This is a genomic window from Shewanella benthica KT99 (assembly GCF_000172075.1).
Taxonomy (GTDB): Bacteria; Pseudomonadota; Gammaproteobacteria; order Enterobacterales; family Shewanellaceae; genus Shewanella; species Shewanella benthica_A.
The window spans coordinates 42,405-59,872 of record NZ_ABIC01000021.1; the positions used below are offsets into that span (position 1 = coordinate 42,405).

General features: G+C 48.3%; 11 protein-coding genes. 5 read left to right on the forward strand and 6 right to left on the reverse strand.

The window, feature by feature from the left end:
* Positions 1 to 333 precede the first annotated feature (333 nt).
* From KT99_RS11240 to KT99_RS20835, 5 genes are read left to right on the forward strand one after another with little or no spacing between them, the layout of a single operon-like run.
* On the forward strand, positions 334 to 651 hold the full coding sequence (locus KT99_RS11240) for a chaperone NapD (protein WP_005500075.1): 318 nt from the start codon (positions 334 to 336) through the stop codon (positions 649 to 651).
* Entirely contained in the window at positions 648 to 3,137 is a 2,490-nt protein-coding gene (gene napA, locus KT99_RS11245; protein WP_005500077.1) for a nitrate reductase catalytic subunit NapA, read from the forward strand. Before KT99_RS11240 ends, napA begins: the two co-directional genes overlap by 4 nt.
* Positions 3,138 to 3,145: 8 nt before the next feature.
* Positions 3,146 to 3,601 (forward strand): nitrate reductase cytochrome c-type subunit, encoded by a 456-nt coding sequence (locus KT99_RS11250; protein WP_005500079.1) that lies wholly within the window; start codon positions 3,146 to 3,148, stop codon positions 3,599 to 3,601.
* A gap of 20 nt (positions 3,602 to 3,621) precedes the next feature.
* Positions 3,622 to 4,212 (forward strand): NapC/NirT family cytochrome c, encoded by a 591-nt coding sequence (locus tag KT99_RS11255; protein WP_005500081.1) that lies wholly within the window; start codon positions 3,622 to 3,624, stop codon positions 4,210 to 4,212.
* A gap of 9 nt (positions 4,213 to 4,221) precedes the next feature.
* Positions 4,222 to 4,350, forward strand: coding sequence for a TIGR02808 family protein (locus KT99_RS20835; protein WP_005500083.1), 129 nt, complete (start codon positions 4,222 to 4,224; stop codon positions 4,348 to 4,350).
* Between the two features lie 209 nt (positions 4,351 to 4,559).
* On the opposite strand, the gene KT99_RS11260 is transcribed toward KT99_RS20835, so the two are convergent.
* The 6 genes from KT99_RS11260 to recC all read right to left on the reverse strand — a co-directional run bounded on the left by KT99_RS11260 (position 4,560) and on the right by recC (position 17,301).
* Positions 4,560 to 5,492, reverse strand: coding sequence for a LysR family transcriptional regulator (locus KT99_RS11260; RefSeq protein ID WP_005500085.1), 933 nt, complete (start codon positions 5,490 to 5,492; stop codon positions 4,560 to 4,562).
* A gap of 86 nt (positions 5,493 to 5,578) precedes the next feature.
* Positions 5,579 to 6,589, reverse strand: a complete 1,011-nt coding sequence (locus tag KT99_RS11265) for a D-alanine--D-alanine ligase (RefSeq protein ID WP_005500086.1) — start codon at positions 6,587 to 6,589, stop codon at positions 5,579 to 5,581.
* A 668-nt stretch (positions 6,590 to 7,257) separates the two neighbouring features.
* Positions 7,258 to 7,920: a DsbA family protein gene (locus tag KT99_RS11270; protein ID WP_005500088.1), complete on the reverse strand. Its 663-nt coding sequence runs from the start codon at positions 7,918 to 7,920 to the stop codon at positions 7,258 to 7,260.
* Complete coding sequence (recD, locus tag KT99_RS11275) at positions 7,911 to 9,932, reverse strand: exodeoxyribonuclease V subunit alpha (RefSeq protein WP_005500089.1); 2,022 nt, start codon at positions 9,930 to 9,932, stop codon at positions 7,911 to 7,913. The genes KT99_RS11270 and recD overlap by 10 nt, the downstream gene beginning before the upstream one ends.
* Positions 9,932 to 13,681, reverse strand: coding sequence for an exodeoxyribonuclease V subunit beta (recB, locus tag KT99_RS11280; RefSeq protein WP_005500096.1), 3,750 nt, complete (start codon positions 13,679 to 13,681; stop codon positions 9,932 to 9,934). Before recB ends, recD begins: the two co-directional genes overlap by 1 nt.
* A complete protein-coding gene (gene recC, locus KT99_RS11285; protein WP_040571891.1) occupies positions 13,681 to 17,301 on the reverse strand; it encodes an exodeoxyribonuclease V subunit gamma in 3,621 nt (1,206 codons plus the stop codon). The genes recB and recC overlap by 1 nt, the downstream gene beginning before the upstream one ends.
* Between the last annotated feature and the right edge of the window lie 167 nt (positions 17,302 to 17,468).

Genomic DNA, 17,468 nt, shown 5'->3' on the forward strand with positions numbered 1-17,468 from the left:
TGTTTAGACTATGCTGAATAGTCATAGCTGATGATCTTGCTGTTTGCCAATCTGTAAAGGTAATTAACTTAGTTGATCCATCATTTATTTTGTTAAAAATGATGATCTAGATCAAGCTATTTAGTCTTTACCAAATTGTGGGTATACAGTTTAGGCATACATTGGGATTATGATCGACAGTAAGAAAGAACTTGATAAAACATAACGTTAATTACCACCAAATCTTGAGTCATTGTTATTGACTCGCCTTGCGAAGGGTCACAACCCTAAGTTGGAGTGCTTATGAGTTCCATTTCAGTGTTTTTCCCCCAGATATAAATAAGGAACGCCCACATGTTGTTACCTGAGGTGCATATCTCAAGCCTAATTGTCCAGGTTAGCCCTGAACATTTAGATGAAACTAAAAAAAGAATTGAAGCGTTTGATGAAGCCGAAATTTATGGCGTTAGTGAAGTCGGAAAAATTGTTGTAGTCCTAGAGACTCAAAAAGAAGGCTTTATTACCGATGTTATTGAAAAAATAAATAATATGCCAGGCGTGCTTGGTGCCAGTATGGTTTATCACCAAATTGATAGTGGAACCGATAGCGATACCAATAATAATAACCTAGCCCCTGATAATAGCTATAGTGTTAGCGAGGAACAAGTATGAAAATGTCTAGACGTGATTTTATCAAAGCCAATGCTGCGGCATCAGCTGCAGCGCTTGCAGGGATCACTCTTCCAGCCACTGCAACGAATTTAATTGCATCGAGTGAAGAGTCAAAAATTCATTGGGATAAAGCACCTTGTCGTTTCTGTGGTACAGGTTGCTCGGTACTTGTTGGGACTCAAGATGGTAAAGTCGTTGCGACTCAAGGCGATCCAGAATCTCCTGTAAACAAAGGGCTTAACTGTATTAAAGGCTATTTCCTTTCTAAAATCATGTACGGCTCAGACAGACTAACTCAGCCGCTGTTACGTCAAACTAATGGAAAATTTGATAAAAATGGTGATTTTGCGCCGGTAAGTTGGGATCAAGCCTTCGATATCATGGCTGAAAAGTGGAAAGCGGCTTTAAAAGAGAAAGGGCCTACCAGTGTGGGTATGTTTGGTTCTGGCCAGTGGACCATAATGGAAGGTTACGCCGCTTCTAAGATGATGAAAGCGGGTTTCCGCTCTAACAACATAGATCCTAATGCGCGTCACTGTATGGCTTCAGCCGTTGGTGGCTTTATGCGTAGCTTTGGTATCGATGAGCCAATGGGTTGTTACGATGATTTTGAACATGCCGATGCCTTTGTTCTGTGGGGCTCGAACATGGCTGAGATGCATCCTGTTTTATGGTCTCGCATCACTGATAGACGCTTAAGTTATCCTCATGTGAAAGTGCACGTATTATCAACCTATTACCATCGTTCATTTGAACTTGCTGATAAAGGCTATATCTTTAAGCCGCAAACAGATCTGGTAATAGCCAACTTTATTGCTAACTACATCATTGAAAACGATGCCGTGAATTGGGACTTTGTTAATAAACATACCCATTTCAAGCAAGCCACTACCGATATTGGTTATGGTTTAAGGGATGAGCATCCCCTGCAGAAAAAGGCAGCTAACCCCAATGTAGGTAAAATACATTCGATTGATTTTGAACAGTATAAAAAATCAGTAGCACCCTATACGCTTGAAAAAACCGCTGAAATGACTGGTCTAAGTGAAGATGAACTGATCACACTCGCTAAGCAGTTTGCCGATCCTAAGATTAAGGTGATGTCACTTTGGACTATGGGGATGAACCAACATACCCGTGGTGTTTGGATGAACTCTTTGGTTTATAACATTCATCTCTTAGTCGGAAAAATATCCACACCAGGTAATGGTCCATTTTCATTAACAGGCCAACCATCGGCGTGTGGTACAGCACGTGAGGTGGGAACTTTCTCTCATCGTTTACCCGCAGATATGGTGGTAACCAACCCCGAGCATCGAAAGCGTGCTGAGCAGCTATGGAAAATTCCAGAAGGCACTATTCCACCTAAGCCGGGATTCCATGCAGTAGAGCAAGACCGTAAATTAAATGATGGTGTGCTTAATGCTTACTGGACAATGTGTAACAACAACATGCAGGCCGGTCCTAACATCAATGGAGAGCGCTTACCAGGCTACCGTAATCCGAAAAACTTTATTGTCTGTTCAGACCCATATCCAACGGTAACTGCACAAGCTGCCGACTTGATCTTACCGACTTCCATGTGGGTAGAAAAAGAGGGTGCTTACGGTAATGCTGAGCGTCGTACTCAGGTTTGGTATCAGCAGGTTAAAGCGCCGGGTGAATCGAAATCCGATCTATGGCAGATTATGGAATTTGCCAAACGCTTCAAAATTGAAGAGGTGTGGACCGAAGAGCTGATCGCTAAGATGCCAGAAGTACGTGGTAAGAATATGTATGAAGTGCTATTTGAAAACGGCCAAGTGAACAAGTTCCCATTATCAGAAGCGCAAGCGCTCAATGATGATGCCCAAGACCAAGGTTACTATGTCCAAAAAGGTCTATTTGAAGAGTACGCAAGCTTTGGACGTGGACATGGCCATGATTTAGCACCATACGAACGCTACCATAAAGAGCGCGGTTTACGCTGGCCTGTCGTCGATGGCAAAGAGACAAAATGGCGCTTTAAAGAGGGTTCAGATCCCTATGTTGGCAAAGGTAAAGGATTTGAATTCTATGGCAAGCCAGATGGCAAAGCATGGATAATCTCGGCCCCTTATGAGGCACCACCAGAGTCTCCAGATGAAGAGTTTCCTCTATGGTTATGTACTGGTCGTGTACTTGAACATTGGCATACGGGAACCATGACACGTCGCGTACCTGAGCTTTATAAGGCCGTTCCTGATGCGCTTTGTTACATGCATCCAGATGATGCTAAGTCTCATGGTGTGCGTCGTGGTGATGAAGTGTTAATGAGTAACAAACGGGGTGAAATTCGTGTGCGTGTCGAGACTCGAGGGCGTAACCGTCCACCAAAAGGCTTGGTGTTTGTGCCTTTCTTCGATGCACGTATTTTGATTAATAAACTCATTTTAGATGCAACCGATCCGCTATCTAAGCAGACAGACTATAAAAAGTGTCCTATTAAAATCACTAAAATAGGATAGGCAAGGTTATGATGAAAAAATTAATTTTAATAACGTTGAGCATGACTTTTACTCTGATCAGTGGTTTTGCCGTCAGTCAGGATCGTGGTATCGGTGGTGTCGAATCTTTGCGCGGCAATGTTGAGTTAGAAGTCACCAGAGCGGCAGATCCTTTGAAGAAAGTGCCGCGAGATCAGCTGGATATTGAAAGCAGTTATGTCTTTCAGCCACCACTGATCCCGCATCACATTAGGAGCTATGAAATATCACTCAATGCTAACAAATGCTTATCATGCCATAGCTGGACAAAAGCCAAGCAGATGGGCGCCACTAAAATCAGTGTGACTCACTTTACTAATCGAAACGATGAAGTGTTGGCTGATGTTTCTCCTAGACGATACTTTTGCCTGCAGTGCCACGTGACACAAGCAGATGCTAAACCGTTAGTGGGTAACTCCTTCGAACGTGTTAAATCACTGCAATAACAAAATAGGCAGGTAATAATATGAAATGGATTATTAACGCCTTAAAAGGCTTCTGGACCATATTGAGGCGGCCCAGTAAAGCCGCCGTAGGTATCGTTCTATTTATGGGCTTTGCCGGTGGACTCATGTTCTGGGGTGCATTTAACACAGGTATGGAAGCGACAAACACTGAAGAGTTTTGCTCTGGATGTCACGCCCCGATTGTGGCGGAAATTCGAGATACTATTCACTACGCTAACCGCTCTGGTGTTCGTGCTATCTGTTCAGATTGTCACGTACCTCATGCTTGGACGGATAAAATCATACGTAAAGTTCAGGCTTCTAAAGAGCTGTTTGCGTTTTTTATTACTAAAACCATTAATACACCAGAGAGGTTCAAAGAACGACGAGCTCATTTAGCCGAAAGGGAGTGGGCAAGGATGAAAAAGAACGACTCTTTAGAGTGTCGTAACTGTCATAACTTTGAATTTATGGACTTCTCCGAGCAGAGCCCACGGAGTGTCAGGCAGCACTCTACTGCGCTTGCGAGTGGTGAAAAGACCTGTGTGGACTGCCATAAAGGTATCGCCCATAGATTGCCAGATATGCACAAAGTTGAAGGTTGGAATTAAGGAGCCATTATGAGTACATTAGAGAATGTTATATGGCATGTCCTTGGCTACAGCGCCATACCTGTTATTATACTAGGTGGTTTTTCGGTCGTTGCTGTTGCCTCTATTTGGATCCTCTCCAAAACAGCAGATAAGTAAAGAGGCTTGTTCTAGTCGGCCAAGAGTAAGGCGACTTAAACCGATTGGCATTTAACAATAATGATGCAATAAAACCTAAAAGCCTGACTTTAATATTAAAGTCAGGCTTTTTTATGCGTTGTGCTTCTACTTTGAACAAAAATGGACTTACCGCCAGATCATAAAATATGCCTAGTTTCTAGAGCCCTAGTTTCCTAGAGTCCCAGAGCCTAGATCGGATGAATTTTCTGCACCGACTCTATGATCATCTCTCTGAGCCAGCGATGACTGGGATCTAAGTCAAAATGCCTGTGCCATAGCAAAACGTAGGTCCCTGGCACGAGCTTGGTGGGCACCGGCAGTGTGATTAACTGATAATGTCCCAACATCTCTTTGGCATATTTGGCGGGGGAGCAAAGAATGAGATCGCTCTTTTCACAGAGCTGCATGGCACTATTAAAGTCGGTGAGATTAATGGCGATATCTCGTTTCCGATGCTGTATCTGCAGCACATCGTCTAATAGCCATTGGGCGATGCCGCCAAAGGTCACTTGCAGGTGACGATACTTAAGAAACGTGTCTAAATTCCACTCTTCTTTTAGTAAGGGGTGGTCTTTTCTTACCAGACACACCGAGTGATCTCGAGTCAGCTCGGTATAGTTAAGCTCTTCGGGCAGGTTTTTTATGTGTAAAAGAGAGCGTTCATCCCATTCTCGGCATGTTATCCCCATGTCGGTTTCACAGCGCAAAAGTTTATCCATGCTCTGACTGTGCCAGGTTTTACTGTCGATACTGACTTTCGGTGCCTGTTTGAGCAGTTTCGGCATAAAGTAGGGGTAGGTGAGTGAGTAAGCCGTCTCAACCAATTCGATACGAAATTTTCTTCGGCTCATAGAGGGATCAAATTCGCTGGGTCTGGTTAGCTGTTCGACTTGATTGAGGACTCGCCTCAATTCCGGTGCCAGTTGCTTGGCCTTAGGCGTCGGCCTCAGGCCATAGGCGGTGCGCTCAAACAGTCTATCGTCGAAGGTTTCTCTGAGCTTTGCAAGCTGTTTGCTCACCGCCGATTGACTCAGGTGTAGACGCGTCGCCGCAGCGGTGACGCTTTGCTCTTCGAGTAATACTTCAAGTACCGTGAGTAAGTTAAAATCAAAATTTTTCAATCGGCTACCGCCATTAAGAGGATAAATGTTTCCGAGTCATCGAAATGCTTGTGCTTGGCTTAGTATGATGTGGCCGGAGCGAATAATTAAGTTTTTTTATTGAGTTGCTGCGTTATGTTGTGGCTGAGGTAATCACTGAAATCATCACCATGGTGTTGTAACATCTTGGGGAACATGGAGATGGGAGTGAGCCCTGGGAAGGTATTAATTTCATTGAGGAGAATTTCATTGTTCTCGGTAAGGAAGAAGTCGATACGAGACAGGTGACTGAGTTTCATTCCCTTGAATACCTTGACAGCATATTCACGGATTCTCAGGCTGACACTCTCACTGATATCGGCAACCACCTTGGTTTCGGCTTGACTGTTCTCGGCGTACTTTTCATCGAAACTATAAAAGGTATTTGTCGCACAGATGATCTCACCTGGTTGAGTCGCGATAATCTCGCCATCTTTCTCATATACGGCCACTTCCAGCTCCCTGGCCTCAATGGTCTTCTCGACAATGACATAGGGCGAATAGGTGAAAGCTTGTTGCAAATACTCGGTTAATTCCTCTTGGCTGTCTACACGGTAACAACCAACAGATGATCCTTGTGACGCGGCCTTGATGAATATCGAGCCCCAAGAGGCTAAAGCCTGCTGAGCTTGATTGATGGCGTCATCGTTAAAGTCATTGAGGAAAATATAGGGGGTATTGGGGATCCCAAGCGCCGAGAACCACATCTTGGCGGTGATCTTGTTGAAGCAATTACGGCTCGCTTCTGAATCGCAACCGAAATAGGGCAAGTTGATCAGCTCGAAATAGGATTGAATGTCACCGGTTTCTCCCGGATAACCGTGGATGCAGGGAATGACGTAATCCACCGGCCAGCACGCCTTATTGTCATCATCGAAACGTATCTGTTTACGATTGGTTAGCTCACAGAGTTCACCGTCACTGGTTCGATAATGGCCCTGAGCGTCGAGCTCGACTTTTAATACGTTTATATGGGCTAGTTTGGCCAGTGATGTTTCAAAAAACTTGGCTGACATCAGTGAGATCGCGTGTTCATCCCCACCGCCACCACATATTAACAGTAGATTTGTTTGGCTCATTGTCTCTCCATATCCTAACAGTTTTATCGATTGCAGGCTCACTATGACGCTATGGTTATTTATTGCAACCACTGACACCAAACTTCGGCATTGAGTGGTGATTTTCTATGCTGAGTCGATGTATCTACACTCGAATATCAGCCCCCGCAACTTTATACTCGTCATTGCGGCAATTCAATACTCACTATTCCAGCATCTTAATACTCGTCTTTCCCGCAATGCTTGTGGGCGGGAATCCAGCCCCTTTGGTGATTCTTCGAATGAAGCTTGATGATATTTTCTGATTTAGCGTTTGGCTGAGTTGATATTGGGGAGTGGGTTTGAAGCTCGTTTCTCCATGGTTAAATGTCTGTTCGACATTCTTTCTCTCGTTCAAAGAGTTTCATTTCATGAAACCTCACCCTGAAATCGCAGCTCACAGTCGCATCTACACTTGGTGGTTTACAAGAATATTTGACCTTATTGCTTCGACCCCTTTGTTCAAGATTTAACAATGGGTGTCTTAGTTATTAGTGTCTTAGTTATTAGTGTATTCGACCTTAGGTTTGAGCTTAGTGATCACAGGTAACCTGCTGGCTCAGTTGAAGCCAGAGACCCTGTTTCTTTATCACAAGCTTAAAACGGTGATAAAGAAACAGCAGTCAGACCTTAAATCTCGCTGAGATAACTTATTTCATTTTGTTTAAGCCGTTGATTAAGTGTCGATAGCTGGTTTGATAATCCAGGTAATCAAGTGGGATAGGGCTAAGGCTGCCATTGTGTTCCAGCACCAAAGAGGGAAAGCCTTGAATGGGCAGTGCCCGAACCTGGTGGATTTCTGTCATCAAGTGATGGTTTATCGTCTCGCTACTCAGTTGCAGGGCAAACTCTTTGGGGTCTATGTCTAAGTTTATGGATGCGGCAATTGATATTAGGGTGGTGAGATCCGATGGGTTCATGGCTTTCAGGTAGTAGGCCTGCTGAATGCCATCAAGCATGGCTTGTTCCAGACCTTGCTCCCGTGCGATCAAGGTGGCACGGCACGCCGGATAGGTCGAGCGCCTGGGCTGGCATTGGCGCCAAAAGTCGAAATTAAACTCGGTGCCAAGCTCAAGGGCTATCTTATGCCAGGTCTGCTCGAGAAAGGCTTTCATCTCATCTGGCATAGGCAGATCTGAATCAGGGGCCAGACCGCCGAGACGATATTCGACGCTTATTTCTGACTCTTTTAGTGCTGCCCTGAGCTTATTCCAGGTTGGGGCATAGCCCCAGCACCAACTGCACATAGGATCGTAAACGTAATAGAGTGTTGGTTTGCGGTTATTGTTTATTTGCATATTGTCTACTGCCATAGTCGCCTCGCCAGTCCAGATGAGCGCTTGGTTGCCTGTAGGCTAGCCTGCTCGAAGACGGTTTGACTCCCCAGACAGGTAAACTGATGCTTGGCTCGGGTGATGGCCGTATACACCAGCTCCTTGGTGAGTAGTTGTTTCTGCGCCTGGCTTGGCCAGAGGGGGAGCACCATGGCCACCTTGCTAAACTCACTGCCTTGACTCTTATGCACCGTCATAGCAAAACAAGTATCGTGGCTCGGCAATCGAGCCGGGAGTACCTTCAAGATGCTGCCATCGGCCTGGATAAAATGGGCCATCAAGCGAGGGGCTGCGCCCGTCGCTTGTTGGTGGGCGCTATCGGGTAAGATGAGGCCGATATCACCGTTAAACAGGCCTAAGTTATAATCATTACTCTGTATGATGACGGGGCGTCCCGGGTAGAACTCGTGTTCCGGTGAGATTAACTTGGCCTGTTTCAAGGCATCTCTCACTCCCTGATTGATGCCATCGACGCCGTACTCGCCTGCGCGCATGGCGCACAATATCCGGAACTCGTTGTAACACTCTATGATATCCAGAGGATCGCTTTGCGGGTCTTTAGCCATCTCCAGATAAGCCCTGTAGTGGCTCACCGACTGAGTCAATAACTGCTCGAGTCCGGCATTTCCTGTGGGTGTTTTCTGATGCTCAATCCAATGCAGCTCATCGTATCCTGATTGCCACACCTCCATGATGCGTGACTTGTCAGAGTTATTCACCGCAGTCGCCAGCTGGCCGATCCCCGCATCCCCCTTAAATCTATGGCTGTGCATCAACATGCATAAACTGTCACCTATGCCTGGGGATGCGCTGATAAAGCCACTTAAATCATTGCCTGTTAACTGAGATAAACGTGTGGCATAGGCAGCCGAGTAACGCATCTGCCATTTTGCCGATTGGTTTTTGTCTGCCTTGAGTCCGGCGCAAATGTCGGCGAGCACGGCGCCGGCCTCGACTGAGGCCAGTTGATCCTGATCGCCCAGCAAGATAAGCCTGGCGTGGCTAGGCAGGGCCGACAGCAACTTGTGCATCATGGGCAGGTCGACCATAGAAGCTTCATCGACCACTAATAGATCCAGCCTGAGAGGATTATCCTTGTGGTGGCGAAATTGAGGCGAGTTGGGGATCACGCCGAGTAACCTGTGCAGGGTCGATGCTTCCTCGGGGACCCGACTTAAGCTATTCATATCGATTGTGTCGGCGAAGGGGGCCAGTTCAGCCTTTAATCGTACCTTAGAGGCCTTGATTGACTCACTGAGTCTGGCGGCCGCCTTACCTGTTGGCGCAACCAGTTTGATGGTCAAGTCGGCTTCTTGGGTCATTAGAAACAGGAGTTTGGTGACTGTGGTGGTTTTTCCCGTGCCCGGCCCGCCGGTGATCACCGCCAGGCGTTTGGTGAAGGCGGTCGCCGTGGCTATCTTCTGCCAATCATACACAGGTGAGTCTGTGGCCGCATTTTTTTGGGGATTGTGGGGAAACAGCTTGTTCAAGGTCTCCTGCGTCGCAGTGGGTAGTTCTTGGATCTCATCTTCGGCAAGGTGTCTAAGCTTGTCTGCTACCTGAGTCTCAAATTGATAATAGCGCTGCAGATAGAGGGAGCCCTGATCTAATACCAGAGGCGTCGAACTGTTCTCCGGTAAGCTGTCTTGGGGCACGCTATCTTGAGGCACCCCAATCGCGCCGAACTGACTCAATAAGGCCATAAGCTCATCGTGACTGCAGGTGATTTTACACTGGGCAGTCTGCTCATTCATGGGGTTATCCAGCAAGATCTGCGCTATGGGCAAACAGGTGTGTTGCTGGGAAAGCTGATGACTGAGTAGGGCACATATGAGTAGAAATAATTCATTGTGAGACTCACTGTGCTGGTCAAGCTGTTGTCGATGAAACTCGGCTAGCTCGAGTGCAAAATGACGATCCAGTGGTGTGATGAGCCGCTCGTTTTCCCATGATTTAAGCAGGGTCTTTATCGGTTGCTTTGACTGGATCATTATTTAACTTCCATCTGATTATTATCCATTGCCGGCTGCCCCGGGGATTTGTGCGCCATATCATCCACCGATGGTGTTTGTTCACTATCAAATAGTGCGTCTAGTGCCTGGATAAGCGCTTTAGGCGGCTTATCATAGAAGATCCCTGACATGGGAGAATCCACCGACATGCCCCGCAGGAAGAGGTAATAACTGCCACCAATATGCTGGTCGTAATCGTAATTTGGCATTCTCAAGCCTAGGTATCTGTGCAGGGCTAAGGTATAGATGATGTACTGCAAGTCGTATCTGTGGCTACGAATGGCGCCAGCCATAGCGTCGACACCATAATGAGCAAAATCATCACCCAGATGGTTCGATTTGTAATCGGCGATATAAAATTGCCCTTTATGCTCGAAGGTCAGATCGATAAATCCTTTAAGCATCCCCTTGAGGGATTCAAAATTGAGCCCGGCGCTGTAACCATAACGTTCGAGCAGCTCATTGAGTTCATCTGCCTTAAGCTGGTTAATGGGCAGATAAAACTCCATCTCCACTAACTTTTGACTCGGGGTTAGCTGAGCTAATGTCAGCGAGCCATCTTGAGTCAGGGGCGCAGCGAGAATATCCAGATACCAGGCATTGAGTATGCTAAACCAAGACTCATCTATGCCGTATTTCTCCATGGCGGCGGGCAAGTGCTCTGGCAGCTGCGCCTCGGCCAAGGTGAAATCAATCAGCTCCAGCACTAAGTGCATAAAGCTACCGGCATTGGCACCACGCTCGAAGGTAAATCGAGAAGGGCTTGGGTCCACCACATCCTGGATTATCTCAAGCTCGGGGAAACTTTCATCATCGGCACCGGGGGCAACACGCTCATGGGGCAAGTCTTTGACTAACCCCGAGTAACTGCCCACACGCCATGGGGTATAAAGTTTACGTTTAAGCGTTTTCGGCGCTAAGGTGCGTTTTTCATCGGTGACTTTTTCTAAGGCTAGTGTCGACACATCAGCTTGCACTTCGCTGACACTGATGGCATCACAGATCAACGCTTGAGCCTGGGTTTGAATGCGAGCAAAATCACAGGCCTTATCTTCTATTCCCAGCAGGTAGCCAATGCCGGTCTCATGGAGTTGACTGGTGATCCCGGCTTTTTTAGTGAAGCGGCTATGGTTGGCGATATAGAGGTAGCATTGATAAACCGGGCGCGTGATGGCGACATATAACAAGCGCAGATCTTCGGCTAAGTTTTCCCGTTTATGACGCTCCCAGCCTTCATCTGTCTGCTCTATGTCCCATATGAGCCGGTTATTATCATGGTAAAGCATGGGGGCCGGCTTACGGCGATTATCCCGGGCCAGACTGACAAAGGGGATAAAGCACACGGGATATTCGAGTCCCTTACTCTTATGTATGGTGACGATTTGCACTAGGTTCTGTTCACTCGCGAGCCTGAGCTGGGCCTCTTCGTTGCCATTGTTGGCGATAAGGGCTTGCTCGTACCAGTTGACCAGGGCGCTAATGCCGTCCAGTTCGGTGGCTTTTTGCTGTAGAAGCTCGGCTAAGTGCCTGAAATCGGTCAGACGTCGCTCGCCATCTTCACCTTGGAGCAGACGCGAGATAAGCTGAGTCTCATTGGCCAGACTGAGCAGGGCGGGCATGATCCCGCGCCTTAGCCAGTTGTGATGCAGACTATCAAATTGCTCCAGCAAGTCTTGCCTCACCATCTCATCTTGGTTGAATCCATGAATTGATGCGGCGTTATAACCCAGTAAAGAGGTGGCCAGGGCAGAGCGCAGTGCTCGCTCATCTTTAGGCGTGGCTAAGGCGTGCAACACCAAAGCCAATTCCCGGGCCTCTAAGGTATTAAATACGCTGTCGCGGCTTAAGAATACCGAGCCGATTTGACGCTGAGATAATGACTCACGCATTACCCCAGCTTCGTTTCGGTCGCGCACCAGCACGGCGATATCTTGGGCTTTGAGCGCCTTACCACTGATGCTACATTGGCCCTGTTGAGATTCCGTCAGCAAGCGGGTTATTTCTGCGGCGGCGTCTTCGGCCAAACGTTTTCTGGCGCTGGCCTTGTTGAGTCCCTTATCCGGGTCTTCACTCAGCAGCTTTATCTTCAGCGCCGAGGTGTCTCCATTTTGTTCTATGAATATTTTCTTATCGGCGAAGGGGGACGGCTGCACCGACTCGAACACAATGGCCTTATTGATAAATGGATCGTCTCGATTCTCAAACAGGGCGTTGACCGACAAGACCATGTTGCGGCTGGAGCGGTAGTTGGTGCCTAGGCTATAGTGCTGTTTGGTTTGTTCGCGCGCCTGAATATAGGTGTGAATATCGGCACCCCTGAAGGCATAAATGGCCTGTTTGGGATCGCCAATCATCAAGAGGCTCACCTCTTTGGATGTTGGCTTGCTTTGGTTATTATCGGTGTTATCGCTGTTATCGCTGTTATCGGTGTTTTGGTCTGCCGTTGAGGTCAATTCTGCTTGATAGATACGATTGAAAATAGCGAACTGCAGGGGATCGGTATCTTGAAACTCATCGATAAGGGCCACGGGAAAGCGTTTGGCTATCAGGTTAGCCAGGCTGAGCTTATCCTCATGCACATCTGTGCTATCCGGCCGCAGGGCTTGCTCCAGAGTGAGTAATAAATCGTCCGGCGTCATCAAGTTACGCTCAGACTTTTGCTGGGCAAAACGCTTGGATATGCCGTCTCTGGCGCAATAGAGAAAGCTTGGAATGAAATCTTTGATGAGTAGACAGAGTCGCTCGATATGATCCAGCACCGGGGCTTGCTCCGGCGTCGGGACTTCGCCGCCTTTATTGAGCTTAAGTCCGCCCAGAGAAAGACTCTCCATCACCTTCATCGGTGGCAGACTCATGCTGTACTTACACCAGTTGTCCATGGCATCGAGCATGATGGCCAACTTGGGGTAAGCGTCAGGCTTCTTACCGAAACGCACGCCATTGAGGGGCAGTGAATGCAGTAAGGTCTCTATCGCTTCACGTTCTCTGGGCCAGATGAGTTTGAGTCGGCTCATGCTCTGTGTGAGCGTGCCCTGGAGCTTGTTAAAGTCTTCGGGCTGTGGATGGGCATTGGCCTGACTCGCACCGAGCAGTGGTTTGAGTTGTTTAGACAGGGCATCGGGGTCGGCAAACTTTTTCTGAATAATTTCCGCCAGGCATCCGGGTAACGGATAACAGTGTTCCCGCCAAAAATCGCGCACCGCATGGTGCAGAAACTCGCTATCATCCAGCGTGAATTCTGATTCGAATAGCAGAGATGACTCGAAAGCCATGTCGGCCAAAATTCGCTGACAAAATCCATGAATGGTAAAGATAGAGGCTTCATCCAGGGACTTGAGTGCCAGATCCAGACGTTTAAGGGCCAAGGGGCGCTCAGACTCTGGCGTGGCACTGTGCAGAGACGCCAGCAGTTCATCACCCGTATCTATGCCGATAAAGTGGCGATAAGCCAGTTGGATCTTGTTGCGAATACGATCCCTAAGCTCGCCGGTGGCCGCATTGGTGAAGGTCACCACCAATATTTGCTGACAGGTGAGGGGCTTGACGATGCCGTGACCGAGTAACAGGCGCACATACAGGCCGGCGATGGTATAGGTTTTGCCTGTGCCCGCACTGGCTTCGATAAGGCGACTGCCCCCGAAAGGCAAGGTGAGGGTATCTAAGGGCTGAGACTGCTTAGGCTCTATAACCGGGATTGTCGGACTGCTTGCTGAAGGAGTTGAGGACATTATTTATCTCCTTGGCTTGTCATGGTTCCGCCTTCGACGAAACTGGCAAGCTCACCGAGTTTATCCTTGTGATACAAGCTAAGCATGGGGCTAAGTAGCGTCATGGCAATGTGTCCGAATTCTTCTTCTGAAAAATCATCAGGGAAACTAAACAAGCGTTGATAGTGAGGCTCCATGGCTTCACCTAACTGACTCTGCTCATCGAGCCACTGACTCTGGGCTTCGAGTAATTTGTCACTATGATCGCCCTCGGCTTCAACATAGGCGAGGGCGGTTCTAGGCATAAACATCAAGGGGTGGGCTTGTCCCGACTGGAAGTAAGCTAACCACAGACTCAGTTGAGCCTTAGCTTGCTCAGGTGCCACGGGATGAAAAGCATGGAAATGACCGATATCTAACAGGTAGCTGATGTGTGGCAGCGTGTTAGTCACTTTATTGGAGCCCATGGCGCAAATACACAGATGCCTGATGTAGAGGCGGATCAGGTCTCGTCCATTGGCAGTGCCGGGGCGGTAGTTCACCAGGCCCTTGGCGCAGAGGTCATCGATGCGTCCGACTAAGTTCATCGGTTCATTTAAGCCATCGGCTTGGGTGAAGTTAAGTGCTATATCCATGGAACGCTGGTTATCGCCCTGAAGATAGACGGCGCGACCGATCAAGGGTCGAATGTCATGCAGGTATTTATTGAGCAAGAGATCATCGAAGGGCTGAAGCGGCAGCTCACCGCTGGCTTTTAATCGCTGTAGTAGCACCTCATCCGGGGCCTCTAGTTTCTGAGATATGGCGTTATCCAGTAGACTTGCCTGGAGTTTGTAGCGCTCCAGTGGACTGAGGCTAAATGGCTCATCGTTATCGTCGGCCTGAATATTCAGGCTTAAATCCACCTTGAGGGTTCGATTGAAGAAGTACTGGGCCGGGTTTCTGAAGAAACGGATAAGGGCCGAGACTTCAAGCTCATTATCATCTAAGACATCGGTTAGCTGGCTGACATCTATGGCTTGGGTTATCTTGAGCCCAGCATCGATAAAGCGCTTTGCCTGCTTAACCCCATCATCTTCGCCTGTTTGACTCGGACACCACTGCGCCGAGTAACTCTGCTTTAGTCGATGATCTGCAGCGTCTTCTGGCGCTTGGCTTAGATAGAGGCGTTCATCGAAAGGTTGCAAGGGTTGCTCGATTAACAATTGCTGGTGGATGGCCTTCTCTATGGCGGGGATATCAGGCTCATCAGCACTTTCTTGGGTGAGCGCATCTGGCTCAAGATCTTTTGGTTTAAAGTGCTCTGATTTAAAGCTTTCTGGCAGATAACACAGCTGACAATATTCTACTAACTCAGACACTAGCATAGAGGGAATGCGTTCAGAATTATCCCGTTCGCTGTGGCCGATATAACTGATGTAGAGCTGCTCTCTGGCCGAGAGGATCGCCTCTAAAAACAGGTATCTGTCATCCAAGCGGCGAGAGCGGTCGCCTTTTCGCGGTCCAAATTGAGCCACAAGATCGAAGCCTACCGGGTGTTGAACCCTAGGGTAGACGCCATCATTCATGCCGACCAGACACACCACCTTAAAAGGAATGGAGCGCATGGGCATCAAGGTACAAAAATTGACGCTACCGGCCAGATATCTCTGGCCGACACGGGATTCACTCAAGGTGCTATTAAACCAATTTTGCAGCACTTGGGTATTGAGCGGCGTTACCTGTCCGGCCTCTAAGAGCTCAGTTTTTAACTTGTTTATCGCTTCGCGTATGGCTTGTAGCTGAGGTAACTCTTCATCGTCGACCTCATAAAAATCATCAACAAGTTGGGCGAGTTGCCCCATGCGCTCTTCTATTGAGCTGGTTTGTCCGAGCAGTGCTTGATAGTCATCTAAGGTCTCAATAAAGTTGAGTAACTTGCCCAGGGCCTGAGCCGATTGGCCCTCGATACCTTTGACTAATAAGGTGTCTTGGTAGAGGGCGGCATCATCACTGAAGGCGTAGCCCAAGATGAGACGCTTGATGCCAAAAGCCCAAGAGTTTTTATCGAATGCCGGCAGAGACTGAGCGGCGCGGCTAGTTTCATCTCGGCCCCAACGCACACCCGCTTGCTCGAGCCAGTGGCGGATCAAGGTCAGCGCCTCGTCATCTAAGTCGAAACGTCTGAGTACGGCCGGGACCTCTAAAATGCCTAAGATATCGGTTAACCCAAAGCGGCTTTGGTTGATGGACAGTATATGTAAGAAGCTGTTGATCAGCGGTGATTCTTGGGCCGCGCCTCTGTCGGCAATGGCGTAAGGAATATAATGCGCGCCGTGTTTAGCCGAAAACACGGCGTCTATGTAAGGGGCGTAAGCGGCGACATCGGGCAACATGATAACGATATCACGGGCAAGCAATGGCTCGTCTGGATCATCGGGTGTGCGGGAGAGCATATCCAGCAGATGGTCATGCAAGGTCTCAATTTCCCGTAGCGGGCTGTGACAGCTGCGCAGGGTCAAGGAGTCATCGGTTTTAGCCAGAATACGTCGTCCATCGAGCGTCAGGTACAAGGAGGCATCCGGGCCTAAGCTTCTACCTCGGGTACTGAGTTCGAGAATGTCATGTTGAATGCCGCTCAATAGGCTGTCGACGCCTGGGTCTTGGTAACACTCGAAGTTAAAGTTGGCGTGCTCTTCGGGAAGCTCGAGGATAAGATCCAGCAGTTCGCGGCCCATCTTGCCATTGTTGGCCAGCAGGGGATTGCCCACCTCGAGTTTATCTTCCCAGTCTTGTTCAAGCTTTTGTTTATCGGCATATTCCAGCGCCATACGGGCGCGCAGACGCGGATCGACGATATCGCCCCAATAATGCTGACAGGGACTCAAGTTCAGCATGATCACATCGATGCGCTTGGCCAGATGATAGAGTACATCCAATGTCTGCGGCGCCATGGAGGATATTCCGAACACGAATAAACGTCTTGGCAGCCCATCGAGTGAGGTATCGGGATTGTCCAGGGCATCGAACAAGGATTGATGCAGGTTGGCCCTGTGGTATTGGCTCTTGTTTAGGTGTTGGTTATTAAATTCAATCAGGGCACGCCATAATATCGGCTGCCAGGCCTGAGCCTGGGATAATTTGTCACCCCTTGGTGGGAGTGTGGGCTCATGGGCCTCCCAGGCGGCAATCCAATCCGGGCGGTAAACTAGGTATTGATCGAAGATATCGGCTATCTGGCCGCACAGCTGAAACAGTTTCAGTGGATTGTCTTGTTCTGATAGGTCTTGCTCTGACTGGTCTTGCCCAGATGTAAGATAATTTTTTAGTGGGGCAAACTCCTGGTCGCTCAAGAGTGTAGGCAGTAGCTCCATCAGTTTCCAGGTCATGGAAGGTTTTGTGAAGGCGTTTTCCTTGGGCACGTCGGGCAATAATATGTGGCACAGTTGCCAGATGAAGCTCGAGGGCAGGGGAAACTCCAGCGCCGCGGCTATCTTGTTTTTCTTGGCTATTTCCAGTCTCAGCCAGGTCGACATCCCCGGGCTTTGGACTAGCACATGCTCTGGCATTAACACAGGCATGTCGGCAATGGGAGTCTGTAACTCCAAGGCGAGCTGTGCTGACAGGGCTTCCATTCGATTAGACTGAACAAGATAGAGCATGAAGTTTCCTAGGAAAGTGCCTTATACCGATTGGTATTAAATACGTGAAGGAACCCCATGACAATCATATAAAATAGGCAAGTGTATGCGAGACTCCGAAGACCAAAACTATTCTATGTGATTGAATTTATTTGTCCAACGAAAGGCTAGATAAATGGCGGTAACTG